The organism is Allobranchiibius sp. GilTou73, from assembly GCF_021391335.1.
Taxonomy (GTDB): domain Bacteria; phylum Actinomycetota; class Actinomycetes; order Actinomycetales; family Dermatophilaceae; genus Allobranchiibius; species Allobranchiibius huperziae.
In genome coordinates, this window is sequence record NZ_CP090051.1 from 2,539,432 (window position 1) to 2,555,670 (window position 16,239).

18 protein-coding genes and 3 pseudogenes are annotated in these 16,239 nt (G+C 67.7%); 10 read left to right on the top strand and 11 right to left on the bottom strand.

What is annotated here, in order from left to right; translation table 11 throughout:
* Positions 1 to 130 precede the first annotated feature (130 nt).
* Entirely contained in the window at positions 131 to 511 is a 381-nt protein-coding gene (locus tag LVQ62_RS12515; RefSeq protein WP_233762020.1) for a DUF6188 family protein, read from the top strand.
* An 86-nt stretch (positions 512 to 597) separates the two neighbouring features.
* On the opposite strand, the gene LVQ62_RS12520 is transcribed toward LVQ62_RS12515, so the two are convergent.
* Positions 598 to 807 carry a hypothetical protein gene (locus LVQ62_RS12520; RefSeq protein WP_233762022.1) on the bottom strand — a complete coding sequence of 70 codons (210 nt, stop codon included), beginning with the start codon at positions 805 to 807 and terminating at the stop codon, positions 598 to 600.
* A gap of 248 nt (positions 808 to 1,055) precedes the next feature.
* Positions 1,056 to 1,862, bottom strand: coding sequence for a hypothetical protein (locus LVQ62_RS12525; protein WP_233762024.1), 807 nt, complete (start codon positions 1,860 to 1,862; stop codon positions 1,056 to 1,058).
* 239 nt (positions 1,863 to 2,101) lie between these two features.
* Between LVQ62_RS12525 and LVQ62_RS12530 the strand changes: the two genes are divergently transcribed.
* The 3 genes from LVQ62_RS12530 to LVQ62_RS12540 all read left to right on the top strand — a co-directional run bounded on the left by LVQ62_RS12530 (position 2,102) and on the right by LVQ62_RS12540 (position 4,926).
* Entirely contained in the window at positions 2,102 to 2,725 is a 624-nt protein-coding gene (locus tag LVQ62_RS12530) for a recombinase family protein (protein WP_233762026.1), read from the top strand.
* Positions 2,726 to 2,735: 10 nt separating this feature from the next.
* A complete protein-coding gene (locus LVQ62_RS12535; protein WP_233762028.1) occupies positions 2,736 to 3,527 on the top strand; it encodes a hypothetical protein in 792 nt (263 codons plus the stop codon).
* Between the two features lie 844 nt (positions 3,528 to 4,371).
* Positions 4,372 to 4,926 (top strand): TIGR03086 family metal-binding protein, encoded by a 555-nt coding sequence (locus tag LVQ62_RS12540; RefSeq protein ID WP_233762030.1) that lies wholly within the window; start codon positions 4,372 to 4,374, stop codon positions 4,924 to 4,926.
* A gap of 10 nt (positions 4,927 to 4,936) precedes the next feature.
* Here LVQ62_RS12540 and LVQ62_RS12545 read toward each other — a convergent pair whose 3' ends face one another.
* The 3 genes and pseudogenes from LVQ62_RS12545 to LVQ62_RS17890 form a co-directional block, all read right to left on the bottom strand.
* Complete coding sequence (locus LVQ62_RS12545) at positions 4,937 to 5,503, bottom strand: cysteine hydrolase family protein (protein WP_233762032.1); 567 nt, start codon at positions 5,501 to 5,503, stop codon at positions 4,937 to 4,939.
* A gap of 67 nt (positions 5,504 to 5,570) precedes the next feature.
* On the bottom strand, positions 5,571 to 6,113 hold the full coding sequence (locus LVQ62_RS12550; RefSeq protein ID WP_233762034.1) for a hypothetical protein: 543 nt from the start codon (positions 6,111 to 6,113) through the stop codon (positions 5,571 to 5,573).
* Between the two features lie 133 nt (positions 6,114 to 6,246).
* A pseudogene (locus tag LVQ62_RS17890) lies at positions 6,247 to 6,450 on the bottom strand (C4-dicarboxylate ABC transporter); the annotation flags it as partial.
* A 92-nt stretch (positions 6,451 to 6,542) separates the two neighbouring features.
* On the opposite strand from LVQ62_RS17890, the gene LVQ62_RS12555 reads away from it, so the two are divergent.
* Complete coding sequence (locus LVQ62_RS12555) at positions 6,543 to 7,436, top strand: LysR family transcriptional regulator (protein ID WP_233762036.1); 894 nt, start codon at positions 6,543 to 6,545, stop codon at positions 7,434 to 7,436.
* A gap of 9 nt (positions 7,437 to 7,445) precedes the next feature.
* Here LVQ62_RS12555 and LVQ62_RS12560 read toward each other — a convergent pair whose 3' ends face one another.
* The gene (locus LVQ62_RS12560) at positions 7,446 to 7,871 is read right to left on the bottom strand and encodes a VOC family protein (RefSeq protein ID WP_233762038.1); all 426 of its coding nucleotides are present in this window, start codon (positions 7,869 to 7,871) and stop codon (positions 7,446 to 7,448) included.
* Positions 7,872 to 7,947: 76 nt separating this feature from the next.
* Here LVQ62_RS12560 and LVQ62_RS12565 point away from each other — a divergent pair, with 76 nt between their 5' ends.
* The 4 genes from LVQ62_RS12565 to LVQ62_RS12580 all read left to right on the top strand — a co-directional run bounded on the left by LVQ62_RS12565 (position 7,948) and on the right by LVQ62_RS12580 (position 11,516).
* Entirely contained in the window at positions 7,948 to 9,024 is a 1,077-nt protein-coding gene (locus tag LVQ62_RS12565; RefSeq protein ID WP_233762040.1) for an FAD-dependent oxidoreductase, read from the top strand.
* Positions 9,012 to 9,536, top strand: coding sequence for a BBE domain-containing protein (locus tag LVQ62_RS12570; RefSeq protein ID WP_233762042.1), 525 nt, complete (start codon positions 9,012 to 9,014; stop codon positions 9,534 to 9,536). The genes LVQ62_RS12565 and LVQ62_RS12570 overlap by 13 nt, the downstream gene beginning before the upstream one ends.
* 2 nt (positions 9,537 to 9,538) lie before the next feature.
* Positions 9,539 to 10,906 carry an MFS transporter gene (locus tag LVQ62_RS12575; RefSeq protein ID WP_233762044.1) on the top strand — a complete coding sequence of 456 codons (1,368 nt, stop codon included), beginning with the start codon at positions 9,539 to 9,541 and terminating at the stop codon, positions 10,904 to 10,906.
* 250 nt (positions 10,907 to 11,156) lie between these two features.
* Positions 11,157 to 11,516 (top strand): RNA polymerase-binding protein RbpA, encoded by a 360-nt coding sequence (locus tag LVQ62_RS12580; RefSeq protein WP_179480705.1) that lies wholly within the window; start codon positions 11,157 to 11,159, stop codon positions 11,514 to 11,516.
* Positions 11,517 to 11,529: 13 nt separating this feature from the next.
* Here LVQ62_RS12580 and LVQ62_RS12585 read toward each other — a convergent pair whose 3' ends face one another.
* From LVQ62_RS12585 to LVQ62_RS12605, 5 genes and pseudogenes are all read right to left on the bottom strand, one after another.
* On the bottom strand, positions 11,530 to 12,087 hold the full coding sequence (locus LVQ62_RS12585) for an FxsA family protein (protein WP_233762046.1): 558 nt from the start codon (positions 12,085 to 12,087) through the stop codon (positions 11,530 to 11,532).
* Entirely contained in the window at positions 12,084 to 12,842 is a 759-nt protein-coding gene (locus tag LVQ62_RS12590; RefSeq protein ID WP_233762048.1) for a polyprenol monophosphomannose synthase, read from the bottom strand. Before LVQ62_RS12590 ends, LVQ62_RS12585 begins: the two co-directional genes overlap by 4 nt.
* Positions 12,835 to 14,037 (bottom strand): apolipoprotein N-acyltransferase, encoded by a 1,203-nt coding sequence (gene lnt, locus LVQ62_RS12595; RefSeq protein ID WP_233767807.1) that lies wholly within the window; start codon positions 14,035 to 14,037, stop codon positions 12,835 to 12,837. The genes LVQ62_RS12590 and lnt overlap by 8 nt, the downstream gene beginning before the upstream one ends.
* Positions 14,038 to 14,071: 34 nt before the next feature.
* Positions 14,072 to 14,473 (bottom strand): annotated as a pseudogene (locus tag LVQ62_RS12600) (apolipoprotein N-acyltransferase); the annotation flags it as partial.
* A gap of 322 nt (positions 14,474 to 14,795) precedes the next feature.
* Positions 14,796 to 15,239 (bottom strand): Lrp/AsnC family transcriptional regulator, encoded by a 444-nt coding sequence (locus LVQ62_RS12605; RefSeq protein ID WP_208051902.1) that lies wholly within the window; start codon positions 15,237 to 15,239, stop codon positions 14,796 to 14,798.
* Between the two features lie 28 nt (positions 15,240 to 15,267).
* On the opposite strand from LVQ62_RS12605, the pseudogene LVQ62_RS12610 reads away from it, so the two are divergent.
* A pseudogene (locus LVQ62_RS12610) lies at positions 15,268 to 16,199 on the top strand (5'-3' exonuclease H3TH domain-containing protein).
* The last annotated feature ends 40 nt before the right edge of the window (positions 16,200 to 16,239 follow it).

Here is a 16,239-nt window from a genome sequence, read left to right on the forward strand (position 1 = left end):
ATGGACCGCCCCAGAAGAGCTACCCGCCAGCGACGAGGGGCCGCAAGTGCGGAAACCGGGGCCTCCCTCCGAGACCCGCATCCCTCGCGGCCCTGACGGTTCGTACGAACTCCCGGAGGGGTGGTAATCGATGGACCTTGATCTCGTCTCTTGTCGGGTCGAGCAGGTCGACTCGGAAAACGCGATCACCCTGCGGCTCTCAGAGGGCTCAGAAGTTCGAATCGAGACGAAGTTGAAGTTGACGCGTCCGGACCGAGAGGTGGCTGTCTTGGACGCTCGGGACCTCGACTCTGAGCAAGGGCTGCTGGACGTGTTGCTCGGCCGTGCTGTAGACCAGGCGACGGCTGATGAGGTCACAGGTTCTCTCGCGGTGATATTCGCCAACGGCGTCAGGCTGGACGTTGCGGCAGACCCCGACTATGAGGCGTGGTCCTTGGTCGGGCGTGATGGTTCTCTCGTCGTCTCGCTGCCTGGCGGCGGTCTGAGCCGATGGGGATCCACACTGTGCTGAATCGCCACTTCTCTCGGTAGCGGCACTGCGAGCTGAGCCGTGTCGGCCTGCGCCGCGAGGTCGCTGGGGTGCGAAGAGCCGTCGGCTTAGCCGCCGGGCTTGGACTGTGCTGTCTCGAATGCTTTGAGACGCGCATTGAGGTCGTTGGTGCGGTTGTAGAGGTCCAACAGACCTCGAAAGATGCCGGGTATGAACGCTGCCCCGACACTGCCGGCGCGGCCGGCGAGGCGATGGATGTACGCCTCGGTCGATTCGTCCGACTGTTGCGCACCAAGCAGCTTGCTCACGTTGTTCATGACCAGATGATGTCCCGCTCGGGCCTGCTCAGTAATGATCCATTTCGAGCAGCCGCACGGGCCTCCTGCCGCACGCCATGACCCGCGAAGAACGATGCTCGAAAGCGGTGCTCAATGCTGCACCTGCTCGAAATGTCCGATCGTGGCAACTTCGAGCACGAGTCTAGGACGTGAGCGGGGGAGTGATGCACCACAACAGGAGGGCCGCCCCGAATCGAAGCGGCCCTCCTGTTGTGGTGCTGGGTGGATCAGCGTTGTGAGGTGGGGCTAGTGGCTCCCCAGATGGTGGACTGTTCGGTGTAGACGGCTCGGTAGTCCCGGGTGGCGGTGCTGGTGTAGCTGTAGGACGTGGCGCCGGCAGAGTTGGTGGTGAACGATTTCAGGCTGGTCCAGGCGGAGCCGCCCTTGGCCCGGTATTGGATGACGCCGGTCTCGTTCGCCCAGGGGATGTTGTAGTCGAGGCTGGTGGCGTAGCGCACCGCGCGGGTGTCGATGGTGACTTTGCTGCCGGATCGGGACGTCTGCAGACCCGCCCAGGACCCGACTTTGAAGGTGGTGGTGGGGGTGTTCTGGGTGTAGTTGTGACCTTCGGCGTCGAACGCTATCCACCCCTTCCAGGTTTGCTGCCCGAGCGGCGTCTCAGCAAATAGGGGCGCGACCCCTGAGGTTTCATGGTCGAAGAGCACTGAGCTGATGGACTGGCCAAGGCTGTCGCCGATGTACCAGATCGCTGAAGGCCCGTTGTGTAAAACGCACCCGCCGGTCAACCGGTTGTTGAACAGAGCGAATTGCTGCACCACCCGCACACGCGCTGGTGGGACCAGCGAACACGTCCCGTAAGAAGAGCCAGCGGCATGAGGTTGCATTTTTGCGGCCGCCCGCAGGACGGTGGCGCGGTACGCAGCTGGCGATGGGGTGGGTGCTGCCTGCGCGGGCGACGCTCCTGTTGCGATGCCCAGCTCGACGATGGCGGGTAACGCGCCCAGGACGGCGAGACGACGAATCATGAATCCAACCTGCTTCCGGTGGTTGGTGTGATCCCCCAAGTCGGCCACACCCACGCGCAGCCTATGGGTCAGCTGTGCCACATGGGCCGATTCCCAGTTCGGGTTCGCGGTCCAGTCTGAGCGCCCGATGTGGCGCGGATCTGGTGGTCCACTAACGATCGTTTCTGGACCACCTGCGCTGCATCCTCGACACACCGGTAAAAACCGGTCCGGAAGCCTGGTCCACAACTAGCGTGGTCCGAAAGTTGTCGCAGACGCGACTTCTGAACCATGAGTGGGGGAGTGGCGTGACGATCTGGGGCTACGCACGGGTCTCGACCGCGCAGCAGGATCTGGGTCCGCAGCTAGCGGCGCTGCTCGAGGCCGGCGTCGACGAGGCGCACCTCGTGACGGACAAGATCAGCGGATCACGTGCCGGTCGACCCGGCCTGGACCGGTTACTGCAGCAGTTGCAGCGCGGCGATGTATTGACGGTGTGGAAGCTGGACCGCCTCGGCCGCTCGGTGTCGCACCTGGTCAACCTGGTGGAAGAGCTGGGGGAGCGGGGCATCCAGTTCCGTAGCCTCACGGACGGCCTAGACACCACAACGAAGTCCGGCCGTTTCATGTTCACCGTGGTCGCTGCCATGGCCCAGTTCGAACGTGATCTCAACCAGGAGCGCACCGCGGCCGCGTTGGCCGTCCTCCGCGAAAAGGGCGTTGCCTTGGGCCGCCCGTCGCGGATCACCCGCGGCCAGTACGAGGTAATTCGTAATTTGCACGACCTGGGAAAAAGTGAACGGGCGATCGCCAGCAGCGTGGGCTTGTCCCGATCGACGGTGCGACGGGTGATTCATGGCAATATTGCCTCTCTGGCCAAGTACGAGACCTCGGCTGTCGACGCCCTTCCCTTCGCGCCCGTCCAATCCTGAAAAATCGGTCGTGACCCAGCAAGGTGCGGTACCCACGTCGGCTGCCGATCAACCCGTTAAACGGGCAGTTTTTCTTGTACGCGACACGGTAAAGGCCACTCAGAGCTACACCTGGCGCATCTGGACGAACGGTACGAGTTTCTACCTCATGCCAAGATACCTACCTGTTTCCGGGTTCAAGGTCAGCTTGCATGGTCCCCGCGATGCCGCCAGCAAACCACTGTGGAAGATTGCAGTGGACTGGGAGGACCGTGACGCCGCGATCGCCGCCGGCGGCGTAGCCCTTTACGCCGAAGAAGACTACCGCCACGACTTCAAGGGCCGCACCGTTCGCCCTGGTGTTCGGCACGCCGTGCGTCTCCGTTTTCCTTGGAAGAGCTTCCACCGAGGATCACCTCCTGGTCCACACCCTGGCAATGCAAAGCAGATCGCTACTAGTTTCCACGCGGTTCTTCGGCCACCAACACAGATGCAGTACCTCGATGTGGACATTTACGTATCAGACACCGGCAAACCGTACTGGCCCCACGAGTCTGATCTGATCCGCGACCGCGCCCAAGTTGCCTGGCTGGTCAATGACATAGGACAACACCTCACCGCAGTGAGCTGGTCGCACGGTCTCAACTACCCCACACCTGAGACGCTCGGTGTGCTTCCGGCTCCGACGGGACCAGATGACGCCATCCGCGCGATCGGCGCGTGCGTCGATCGGGACCTCCTTTGGATACAGGAACAGGTCGGCAGCCGACGGGTTTTCGACGGTCGAACCTTCAACATTCAATGGCTTCTGCACGACGACTAGTGCTGCCATCAAAAGTCACACTTAGGATCTAACCACTGGTCATTTCACGACGATCTTTCCAGCGCACCCGATCTTCTGGTCGTACTCTTTGCCATTGAGAGAGTAGGTGATTGAGCAACCTCTCAAAGAGAACGCGCCTGGGTGGGAAAATTTCAAAATGAGGGCCGGGTAGTACGGACTATCGTCTCCATGGATATCGACTGTCCGCCCGGTATAATTGCGATATTTCAACATATTCGGACCACTGTTCGGAACGCCTAAATATGACCCAATGATGACGCCGTCGGAATCATTCGCGGAAAGGAGTATAGATCGCGTGGAAGAAATGCTAGAAGGTGCTTTCCGTAGGCGAGCATTTCGAAAGACAAAACCCTCTCTTTTGGTGGCGCCGAGAACTGGCAGAGCAACACCTACTGAATCCCCAACATGAACCCCGACGGGACCACCGCCTAGCGTTATTGTCATCCCCATGGAGTCAGCGCCAGTGATGTAGTTCCCCCTGGGCGGCGTCGATGCTTGTCCGTCAGTCAGGCGGTCGCATGAAGGGAGAAACAGAACGACCAACAGGGCGCAAACCATGGCTCTCATGACAACCCCAGCGGGTCCCGTTGGACGCTACGGCAATAAGAACGACAGGCAGCGTGACGTGAACGTCTCGACTGCGAACCCCCAGAGAACTTCATGGCAACAGCATGGCGGAGGGCAGGGCCATCTGAGCGGACTAGCCCTGTCGCTCGGAGAAGCCACGCACGACGAGGCGCGGTTGACTTGTCATAATGTAGATTATCGGCGATAACGAACAGGCCTGGCGAACTCAGTAGTCCTGCGGTCTAGCGTGGTGGCGGTGAAGCTGATCGATGCCGCATCGACAGAGTTCGAGCGCGCGGTGCGCGAACTACCCGAGGATTCGTGGGCGTTGCAGACACCGTGTGACATGACCGTGCGAGCACTCGTCGAACACGTCGTTGTCGGCAACCGGTTCACCACCTTGCTTCTGCAGTGTGTGAGCCGCGACGTGGCACGCACACGACTCGATGCCGACCAGCTCGGGACCGACCCGGTGTCCGCAGTCGTCGACTCGTCGCGGGATCAGGCCGGCGCGTTCGCCGCAGCTTTGCCCGGTCAGCTCGTGCCGTATCGGACGGGCGACGTCACCGTGGACACCTTCCTGAGGTTCCGGCTGGTCGACCTGGTCGTTCATGCCTGGGATCTGCGCCGCGGTGCAGGCCTCGACGAGGCGCTGAATCCCGAACTCGTCGAGGCGCTCCTGGCGGTGGTCGGGCCGTATCTCGAGGAGATGATCTCTTACGGCGCGTACGGCGATGGGCCGAGCGGCACGCTGCCGGGCGACGCCTCAGCCCAACATCGGCTTCTGGACGAGTTCGGCCGCCGACCCTGACCGCGTCCTGTCAGCCCGCGGAGATCTCCGCGAAGTCGACGTCCGCGGTCGCCACGACACCTGCCGTCCGACCCGGCGCGGTCTGGTACTCCCAGTAGAGATTCGTGTGGTCGATGACCTTCTCCGGCGGTGGCGCGCCGTACGGCGACAGGTCCTCGGTCGTGTGCGCGTCGGAGACCAGTCGTGCGTCGTAGCCGCGGACCAGCGCGCCGTGCAGGGTGGACCGGATGCACGCGTCGGTCTGCGCTCCGGACAGCACCAGCGATCCGACGCCGAGTTCGGCCAGTACGGACTCGAGCTCAGTGTCTTCGAACGAATCGCCGAATGCCTTCTGCACCAACGGTTCTGCGTCGAGACGCGTGAGCTCCGGCACGTACTGCCAGCTCTCGCTGCCGGTCTGCAATTCGTCGCTGTTGTGCTGCACCCACACCACCGGCACCTGTGCCGCGCGGGCCTTGTCGACCAGTGTGGAGACGTTCGCGACGACCCGGTCGCGGTCGTAGGACTCCCCCATCACTCCGTTCTGCACATCGATCACGAGCAGTGCGGTCTTCGGGCGGTTCGCGAGCGTGGTCATGGATGCCTCCAGGTCCTGATCGGGTCGTGACATCGATGCTAGGACCGACCACCGACAACCCGCCCGGTCAAGGCGTGACCTGGGCCGGGGCAGCCAGCAAGCGCCCCGACCAGACGCCTCGTGCCGTCCGTACCGTCACAGTCACCCAGGCGATCACCAGCCCGGCGAAAAGCAGGCAGGCCACCACCGTCAGCGGCTCGCTCCCGGTGAACTTCGCGAGCGCGGACGTGCCCGTCACCATCGTGCCGACCGGGAAGGTGAAGGACCACCACGGGAGCCCGAAGGGCATACCGTCCCGCACGGTCCGTGCGGTGAGCACGACCACCAGGCCGAGCCAGAGCATCGCCAACCCCCACACGGGGAGCCCGTAGAGGAGGATCATCCGCCGGAACGGCGCACCGTAGGTCGGCCCCAGCACGCTCGGCGCAACGACGCCCAGGTGATGCACCGCGGTCACCGACTGCCCGAGCGGGCCGAGCACGATCCAGAAGGTCGGCACCAGGGCCGCCGCGCCGGCCCCGTGACACCACAGCCGCCGGCAGATCAGCGGCACGATCACCAGGCTGCAGAGCACCGTCACGGCGAAGCAGCCGTAACAGACGAGCAGCATCGCCTCCCGCGCCCACCCGGACGGCAGATGCGGGATCAGGGCGGCCCCCGTCGCCGCAGATGGCTCCGCGCAGCGCCGGATGGCGGACCCAGTGCGCGACCGTCGCGGCACAGAGGACGACGAGAAGCGTTGCGGCCCAGACCCATACGATCAGAGCAGCGTCGGCGATGCCGGCCGGCTGCACGGGCAGTCCCACGGCAGAGACTGCGACGATGCCGGTGCCCATCACGGCCGCGAACCAGTTCGGTCCGACGTACGCCAACGGCGAGGCACCGCTCAGCTCACCGAACACTCCCCCGGTACGACGCGCCGTCGGCGGCCGCAAGGTCTGTGTCATGGGACTAGCTTCCCGCCAGAGCCGGCACGGCGGTAGCGGTCGCGTCCCTGTCCGGGCACAAGCTGCACCTGTGAGTGGCTACGGTAGGCGGCGTGACGCTGCCCGACATGCCCTCGCTGAGACTGCTCGTCGACGTGGCGCGGTTGGGCAGCATCGGAGCCGCCGGGCGGCCCGCCGGGATGTCGCAGCAGGCCGCCTCGGAACGCCTGCGGACGGTCGAGGCGAACGTCGGGGTAACCCTCCTGCGCCGCTCCCCCGGCGGTTCGACGCTGACCGATGCGGGTGCCCTCCTCGTGGAATGGGCGACCCGGCTGCTCGACGTCGCCGACGAGATCGACCAGGGCATCAGCACCCTGCGCGCGGACCGCGCCCGGGAACTGTCCGTGGTCGCCAGCATGACCGTCGCCGAATACCTGCTGCCCGCCTGGCTGGTCCGCCTGCGCCAGCGACAGGACACGACGGTGACCCTGCGAGCGACCAACAGTGAGAACGTTGTTCAGGCGGTGCGCGCCGGTGAAGCCGACCTCGGGTTCGTGGAGGACTCGGTGTCGCACAGTGGTCTCGCGAGCCTGGTCGTCGCCCACGACGAGCTGGTGGTCGTGGCTCACCCCGACGACGTGTGGTGCCGCCGGCGCCGGGCGGTCGACGCGAGCACCCTGGCGCGTCGGGAGCTGACTGCGCGAGAGCCCGGCTCGGGCACCCGCCGCGTGCTGGAGGCGGCGCTGCGGGCAGCGGGCCTGGCCCCTTCGGTGCCCGCGGTCGAACTCACCACGACCGCGGCCGTCCGCAGCTCCGTCCTCGCGGGAAGTCCGCCGGCCGTGCTCAGTCACCTGGCGGTCAAGGCCGACCTCAGCGCGGGCCGGTTGCGCGCGGTGCCCGTCGACGACCTCGACCTGCGCCGCGACCTCACGGCTGTCTGGCAGGGTTCGGCGCGGCCGCCGGCCGGGCCGGTGCGCGACCTGCTCGCGATCGCCCGCGCCGGCTGACCGGGACCCTCAGCCCACGAAGATGCAGAACGGGTGACCGGCCGGGTCGGCGTAGACCCGCAGCGGCTCCTCGTCGTCGTCGGATCGGTCGAGTAGCATCCGGCCGCCGAGCCGCAGCACCCGACGGTGCTGATCGTCCAGTGCTTCCTTCGACAGCACCGTCATGTCGAGATGCAACTGTTGCGGCACCGGCTCGTTGTCCGGCCAACTGGAGCGCGGCAGGGTGTCCACCTTCTGGAACGCCAGCGGCGGTGAACCCTCGGGAGCCCGCAGCACCAGCCAGTCGGCAGTGTCCGGCTCCCCCGGGCCCGGCGCCTCGTCACCGTGGCGGTACGTGTAGCCGAGGAGCAGCCGGTAGAACTCGGCCAGCGCGCGTACGTCGGTCGTGTCGAGCACGGTCTGCCGCAGTCTCGGCATGTCCTCAGGTGAGTCCATCGTCGGTCACTCCCGTCCTTGTTCTCGCGCGCGGCGGCGGTCTTGCGCTGCGTCCTAATCTGAGAATCGTCGATCGATGCGCACGCACCAGGGAGGCACGGTCATGGCGTACGACGGACCCAACCAGGCACCCATCCTCGCGCGTCTACGAGACATGGACCACATCGATCGTCGTGCCTTCCTGGCCGTCACCGCCGCGGGTGCTGCGGCAGCCGCCCTCGCTGGGTGCAGCCCCACGAGCAGCCGCGCGGCCGGTAGCGCAGCCGCGGGCGGGGGATCCTCGAGCGCTGGTCTGGCGGCCACGTCATCGTCCGGGCAGTCTGCTGCGGCCGGTGCGGCGGGCGGACCCACCCTGGCGGACTGGAAGCAGCTGGCCGGTCAGATCCAGGGGGTCGTGCTGCTGCCGGGCAGCACGCCGTACGCGCAGGACAAGCTGCTCTTCAACCCCGAGTACGACGGCGCGAAGCCGCAGGCGGTCATCCGCCCCAAGACCACCACGGACGTGCAGCGCTCCATCGCCTTCTCCAGCAAGTACGGGCTGCACGTCTCGCCCCGCTCGGGCGGACACTCCTACATCGGCGCCTCTGCAGCCGACGGCACGGTCGTGATCGACCTGCGCGAGATGGCGGCCGTGGACGCGTCGGGATCCAGCGTCAGCGTGCAGGCCGGCGCCAACCTCTACTCCGTGCACGCCGCCCTGGCGGGCCGGAACCGCACCATCCCCACCGGCACCTGCCCCACCGTCGGCACCTCCGGGCTCACGCTCGGCGGCGGACTCGGCACCGAGTCACGGGCCCACGGACTGACCTGCGACCGGGTGGAGTCGGTGCAGCTGGTCCTGCCCGACAGCAGCCTCGTCACAGCAACGGCCTCCACCAACAGCGACCTCTACTGGGCGGCCAGGGGCGGCAGCAGCGCCATCCCGGGTGTGGTCACCAGCCTCGGGTACGGGACGTCCTCCACGACCGACCGGGGCATCTTCCGCGCCACCTTCCCGGTCGGGTCGGCGACCCAGGTGCTGGAAGGCTGGGCATCCTGGCTGGGCAGCGCCAGCCGGGACTGGTGGGCCAACGTGCACCTCGATCTCAGCGGGGGTCGTTGCGACCCAGCATCCTCGGGGTCTGCACCGCCGGTCGCGAGTTGCTCGCACTGAGCTCGCTGCAGCGGCACATCGGCGCCCGCGCCACCTCCACCTCGCACTTCCAACGCAGCTACCTGTCGACCGTGCAGTACTTCGGGGGCGGTACGACGTCGGCGCGCGCCCCGTTCACGGCGGGCACCGACCTGGTGAGGACGATGACCAGCTCCGCCGCGGCGGCCATCGTGCAGGGCACGCTCGCGGCCGGTCATCGTTCGGTGGCGGCCATCGTCGACCCGCTCGACGGCGCCGTGCACGACGTCGCAGCGAGCGCCGGCGCCTTCCCGTGGCGCTCCCACCAAGCCTCGATCCAGTGGTACGCCGGAGGCAGCGACTACGCCGGGGCGCGCTCGTGGATCTCTGCCGCGCACGCGGCGGTCAGGTCCGTGTCGGTCGGGGGCTACGTCAACTACCTGGAGAGCGGTGTCGCCGGATCCCGTTACTTCGCAGAAAACACCTCGAAGTTGAATTCGGTGCACCAGAAGTACGATCCGCACGGGCTGATGCATCTTCCCTTTACCCTCTGACGGTGGCAGACGGACGCTCCTCGACTCCCGAACAGCTTCGTCTGCAGTCGCGTTGGTACTGGTACGACTGGTCGGTCACGGCGTACATCACCGTCACCCTCGCGGTGCTCTTCTCCCCCTACCTCACCAGCATCGCGAACAAAGCCGCCTGCCCGACCCAGCCCAGCGACCGCACCTGCCACGCCGACCTGCACGTGCTCGGCGTCCCGGTGGCTCCGGGCTCACTGGTGCCCTACACGATCACCGCGGCCACGATCGTGTCGGCGTTCGTGCTCGTCGTGGTGGGCGCCATGGCGGACCGCTCCGAGCGGCCGCTGCGTTTCCTGACCGGTTTCTCCGCGGTCGGCTCGGTGGCCGCAGCCGCCCTGTGCCTGGTGGCCGGCGACCGCTGGGCGCTCGGCATGGGGCTGGCGATCGTGTCCAACGTGTGCGTGGCGGGGTCGCTCATCGTCTACTCCGCGATCATGGTGCGGATCACCCCGCCGGACGACCGCGACCGGGTCTCGGCCCGCGGCTGGTCCTACGGCTACCTCGGCGGCGGCCTGCTGCTCGTGGTCAACCTGGTCTTCCTCGGGCTGCACGACACCCTCGGCCTCAGCACCTCGGCGGTGGTGCGCATCAGCTTCGCGGTGAACGGCGTGTGGTGGGCGGTCTTCGCGACGTACTCGATCCGCGGCCTGCGCGCGGTGCCGCACGATCCGGCGGCCGCGATCGGCGGCAGTCCCCTGACGGCGGGAGTCCGTCAGCTGCGTGCGACCTTCGCCGAGCTGCGCGGATACCCGCAGACGCTGCGCTTCCTACTGGCCTATCTCTTCTACAACGACGGCGTGCAGACCGTCATCGCCTCCGCGAGCCTCTACGGGGCGCAACAGCTGAAGTTCTCCAGCACCCAGTTGCTTCTCACGATCCTGCTGGTGCAGTTCGTGGCGTTCGGCGGCGCGCTGGGCTTCGGCCGGCTCGCCCGCCGGGTGCCCGCGCGCGAGTTGGTACGGCGCAGCCTCTACCTGTGGACCGTCGTGGTGGTCCTGGCGTTCTTCGTGCCGCAGCACGCGTTCGGGCTCTGGCTGCTGCTCGCGGTCGGGATCGGCCTGGTGCTCGGCGGCACCCAGGCGCTCTCCCGTTCGCTCTACTCCCATCTGGTGCCGCACGGCCGCGAGGCGGAGTTCTTCAGCCTCTACCAGGCCATGGACCGCGGCACCAGCTGGCTCGGGACCCTGACGTTCGGGCTCGTCTACCAGCTCTTCCGCGACTACCGGCTCTCCATCGTGGCGCTGATCATCTTCTTCGTGGTCGGGGGCGCGCTGCTGCGCACCGTCGACGTACGACGCGGGGTGGTGGCCGCCGGCAACGAGGTGCCGGCGGTCGTCTGACCGCAGGTCCGCGCAGTGCGCCGCCGGCGTATGCCGATTTGCCCTCCCCGAGCGCCCTCGATACTGTCGCCGCCGACGTTGCAGCGCGATGGTGGCATCCAGGGGCAACCAATCCGAGCCCGCCTACGTCTACGAATCAGACTCATCAATCCTCGTGCGCAATGGAACACGACACCACATCGGTTCGTTATGCGTATGAGATCGCCGCGGTGTTGCCGACGAACCGCGGCCGCCGAGCAGGGAGAAGACCATGGCAGACCGTTCACTTCGAGGGACCAACCTCTCCACGCTGTCGCTGGAGACGGACGAGAACATCGCCTACAGCGAGCGACAGACCGTCCGCTACGAGTGCCAATGCGGCCGCATCACCGAGCTGCCCTTCTCCGTGGAGGCCGACGTGCCCTCCATCTGGGAGTGCCGTTGCGGCAAGGAAGCCACCCTGGTCGACGGTCCCGAGCCGAGCCGCAAGCCGGTCAAGCCCGCGCGTACCCACTGGGACATGCTGCTCGAGCGCCGCTCGGTGCCCGAGCTGGAGGAACTCCTGGAGGAGCGCCTCACCTGGCTGCGCGCCTCCCGCGGTGAGAAGCCGCGCCGCAAGCGCACCGCCTGATCCCCCGCGGGATTCAGTCCCGCACGATCCTTCCCTCGATGGCACCGGGCTTGCCCGGTGCCATCGGCGTATCCGGACCCGGGTCGACCCGCTGATCCTTCGACTGGTCGTAGGGCTCTGCCCGGTATGTCGGGGGCACCCGTTCACCGCGTACGACGCGCGCGCTCCCGGCGACGCCGAGCACCCGGCGCGCGACGAGCACCTGCAGCAGCCGGCGTCCGACCGGCCGGGTGAACGGCAGGACCAGCAGCAGTCCGAGCACGTCGGTGATGAAGCCGGGCACCAGGATCAGCAGGCCACCGGCCAGCACCAGGGCGGCGTCGGCCAGTTCGTCGGCCGGCATGGTGCCGGTGCGCAACGCCTCCTGCAGGCCGCGCCAGGCGCCGGACCATTCACGGCGTACGAGCCAGGCGCCGATCAGCGAGCACAGGACGAGCAGTCCGAGCGTCTGCCATCCTCCGATGGCGCGGGCGATCGCGATGATCACGGCGATCTCGCAGACCACCGTCACGAACAGGATCAGCGGCACCCACTGCAGCCAGCGGGTCCGTCGACGGGGTGCCGTCGTCATCGCGAGCGGCCCGGCAGCAGCCGCGCCAGTTGCCCGGCGCGGTAGTGCAGGCCCCAGGACGTGATGTTGACCAGGGACTCGCGCATGATGTCGCTGCTCATCTTCGACACCCCTACCTCACGCTCGACGAAGGTGATCGGTATCTCCACGATCCGCATGCCAGCCTGCGCGGCGCGCCATGTGAGGTCGATCTGAAAACAGTAACCGGCCGAGGCGACGTCCTCCAGGCGCAGCCGGCGCAGCGCGTCCGCGCGGTAGACCCGATAGCCGGCGGTGGCGTCGCGCACCTGCATGCCGAGCAGCAGGCGGGTGTAGAGGTTCGCGCCGCGGCTGAGGGCCTCGCGCTGGCGCGGCCAGTTGCGCACACTGCCGCCGGGCACCCACCGCGAGCCGATCACCACGTCGGCGCGCGCTGCCGCCTGCAGCATCTTCGGCAGCACGCTCGGCGGGTGCGAGCCGTCGGCGTCGATCTCGACCAGTGCGTCGTAGCCTCGGTCCAGGCCCCAGGCGAACCCGGCCAGGTACGCCGCGCCCAGGCCCTCCTTGGCGGCGCGGTGCATCACCTGCACGTGTGAGTCGTGGGCGGCCAGCTCGTCGGCGAGCTCGCCGGTGCCGTCGGGCGAGGCGTCGTCCAGGATCAGGATGTCGGCCTCGGGCACGGCCTCGCGCAGGCGCGCCAGGATCGTCGGAAGGCTCTCCAGCTCGTTGTACGTCGGCACCAGCACCAGCACGCGTCGTGGGGCGGAGTCAGACAAGCTGGCGGCCTCTCGGGGACGTCGTGTCGGCACGAACGGCGGTGCGTCGTCGCCGCGAACCGATCGCGGCCAGCAGGAAGGATGCCACAGCCAACGCGTAGGCGAGGTGTTCGGGCACATTCCCGAGTCGATCGGCGATCGTCAGCGAGCTACGCAGCGGCATCGCCCCGGAGAGCACCTTGCTGGTGAAGAGGCTGGAGCGGTCGTGCACGACGCCGTCAGGGGTGATCAGGCCGCTCACCCCGACCGTGGACACGTGCACCACCGACCGGCCGTGCTCGATGGCGCGGATCCGGGAGATCGCCAGTTGCTGCTCGGACTCGGCGGTGCGCCCGAACGTCGCGTTGTTCGTCTGCACGATGAGCAGCTGGGCGCCCTTCTCGACCGGCGCGCGCACCAGGCCGTCGTACGCCACCTCGAAACAGATGACGGGCCCGACCTTCACGTTGCCCTGGCTGCGGGTCGGGATCGTGAAGAGCCCGGTCTTCTTGCCGTGGGTGAAGTTGACCGTGAGGAGGTCGACCTTGCTGCTGAAGTGCCGGAAGAAGGAGCGGTAGGGCATGTACTCCGCGAACGGCACCGGGTGCTGTTTGACGTAGCGCGCCACGATCCCCCGGCCCGGCAGGTACAGCAGTGAGGTGTTCGAGACGTCCGGTGCCGGTTCGTCCAGCACGGCGCCCACGATGAGCGGTGCCTTGACCTCGGCCACGGCGTGCAGGATCTCGGTCATCGCGTCGGGATTGCGGGTCGGGTCGATGTCGGAGGAGTTCTCCGGCCACACCACCAGGTCGGGCGCCGGGATCTGGCCACGCCGCACCATCTCGGCAGCTTTCGCCGTCGCTCGCGCGTGGTCGTCGAGCACGGCGCGGCGCTGGGCGTTGAACTCCAGGCCGATGGTCGGCACGTTGCCCTGGATGCCGACGACCTGCAGCTTCTTGCCGGAGGTGGGTGTCGGGTACCAGATCGACCCGGCCACCACGACCACGACGGCGAGCGCGGGCCAGAGGGCGCGCAAGCTGCGTCGAGGCGCGTACGCCGCCGCGTCGGATCGCCGACCGCCCACGATCCCCGGCACCCACCGCTGCACGAGCGCTGCGAGCACCCCGCCCAGCAGCGCGACGACGAAGGTGAGGCCGGGCGCGCCGGCGATCGACGCCAGATGCGACAGCGGTGAGTTGGACTGCGACCATGCCAGGCGGGCCCAGGGGAACCCGCCGAAGGGGGACGCTGGAGCGCACGCCCTCCTGCACGACCCAGAGCAGCGCGACCCAGAACGGGCGCACCCGCGGTCCGGAGGCGGGCCACACCCAGCGGGGCAGCCACGGCAGCGGCGCCGCCGACTGCAGGATGGCGATGCCGAGCCCGAGGAACGCCACGTAGATCGACTCGGTGACACCGAGGGCGATCCAGGGCAGCGGACCCACGTAGATGCCGGTCCAGTGCAGTACCGGCAGGAAGCACGCCGCGCCGCCCACCAGGCCGCACAGGAATCCCACCCGGGCGCGTGCGCCACAGGTGGCGAGCGAGATCAACGCGACCCCGACCACGGCCAGCGGCCAGATGCCGAGCGTCGGGAAGGAGAGCCACAGGCACAGTCCGCCCGCGGCCGAGAGCAGGAGCCGTCGCCACACGCGAGCAAGAGTATGCGAGGAGCCCGTGACAACCCCGGGCAGAGGGAAGGACCCGCACTCCGTTGGGACCAGTACGCGCCGGGGCGCATGTTTTCTACTGAGAGTGCGGGTCCATCCAGCCTGCGGCCGCCGTAACAGCCCCCGCGGCGCGAAGAGAAATTTACCGGTCGCCAAGTAGATGTCAACAGCGGTCTGACCTGCGAAGACGCGCGTAGTCGCAGGTCAACGCGCCGCCTGGACGGACGTCAAGAATTCACCAATATCGAGATTTACGGCGTGTCGCGGCCGACACGCCGTAGCGGCGTCGTATGAGAACTCGTCGTCAGTCGGCTGGGGGAAGCCTGTCCTCCCACGGTGTGCTGAGCACGACCGTGGTGTGGGTGGTGACCGACGCCGCCGCCCGGATCCGGGCCAGCAACTCCTCCAGCTGCAGCGGACCAGCGACCCGCGCCTGCAGGACGTAGCTCTCCACGCCTGCGACCGAGTAGCAGGAGTCCAGCTCGGTCAGGTCCCGCAGGCGGTCCGGCACGTCGTCGGGCGCCGCCGGATCGACCGGTGTCACCGAGATCAACGCCGTGAGCGGATTGCCCGCCGCGTCGTGGTCGATCAATGCGCGGTAGCCGCGGATCACCCCGCGCTCCTCCAGCCGGCGTACCCGCTGGTGTGCCGCCGAGGTCGAGAGCCCGAGGGCCCGGCCCAGGTCGGTGAAGCTCATCCGACCGTCCGCCGCCAGCATGCCGACGATCCGACGATCGAGTTCCTCCATGGGGGCACTGTAAGGGACGATGCCGTGCATGACCCGACGCCTCATGCTGCTGGACTCCGCCAGTCTCTACTTCCGTGCGTTCTACGGAGTGCCGGACCGGCGAGACAGTCCGGATATGTTGCCTACCAATGCGATCCGGGGATTCCTGGACATGATCGCGACGCTGGTCAACGACCACGAGCCCTCCGATCTGGTCGCGTGCTGGGACAACGACTGGCGACCGGCGTTCCGGGTCGACGCCATCCCCTCCTATAAGGCCCATCGGGTGACCGAGGGGTCGGAGGTGCTCGAGGAGTCCCCGGAGGACCTCACCCCTCAGGTGCCCTACATCGTGTCGCTGCTGGCCGCGCTCGGGATCACGCGCCTGGGCGCCGACGGTTACGAGGCCGACGACGTGATCGGCACTCTGGTGCACACCCACCTCGGCGTCTGCCCCGTCGACGTGGTGACCGGTGACCGGGACCTCTTCCAGCTCGTCGACGACGAGGCGTCGGTGCGGGTGCTCTACACCGCACGCGGCGGGGTGCGCGAGCCGGACGTGATCGACCAGTCGGCGCTGCAGGCCAAGTACGCCGTGGCGACCGGGCGGGCGTACGCCGAGATGGCCACGCTGCGCGGCGACACCAGCGACGGGCTGCCCGGGGTGGCCGGCATCGGTGAGAAGACGGCCGCGACGCTGCTCGCGCGGTACGGCGACCTCGCGGGCCTGCGCGCCGCGATCGACGGCGGTGACCCGACCCTCAGGGCGCGCAGCGGGCCAAGCTGGAAGCGGCCTCGGACTACCTCGACGTGGCCCCGGCCGTCGTCGACGTGGCACTGGACGTGCCGGTGCCGACCGATCTGGTGACGGCGTTGCCGCGGAAGGTCGCGAATCCGGAGGCGCTGCAGCGCATCGCCGACGAGATCGACATCGCCACTCCGCTGCGGCGGGTCCTCGCTGCGCTGGACCTGCAGGGCTGAGACGTCCCGCGCGGGCGTCCGGACTCCTCCCACGTCGGGC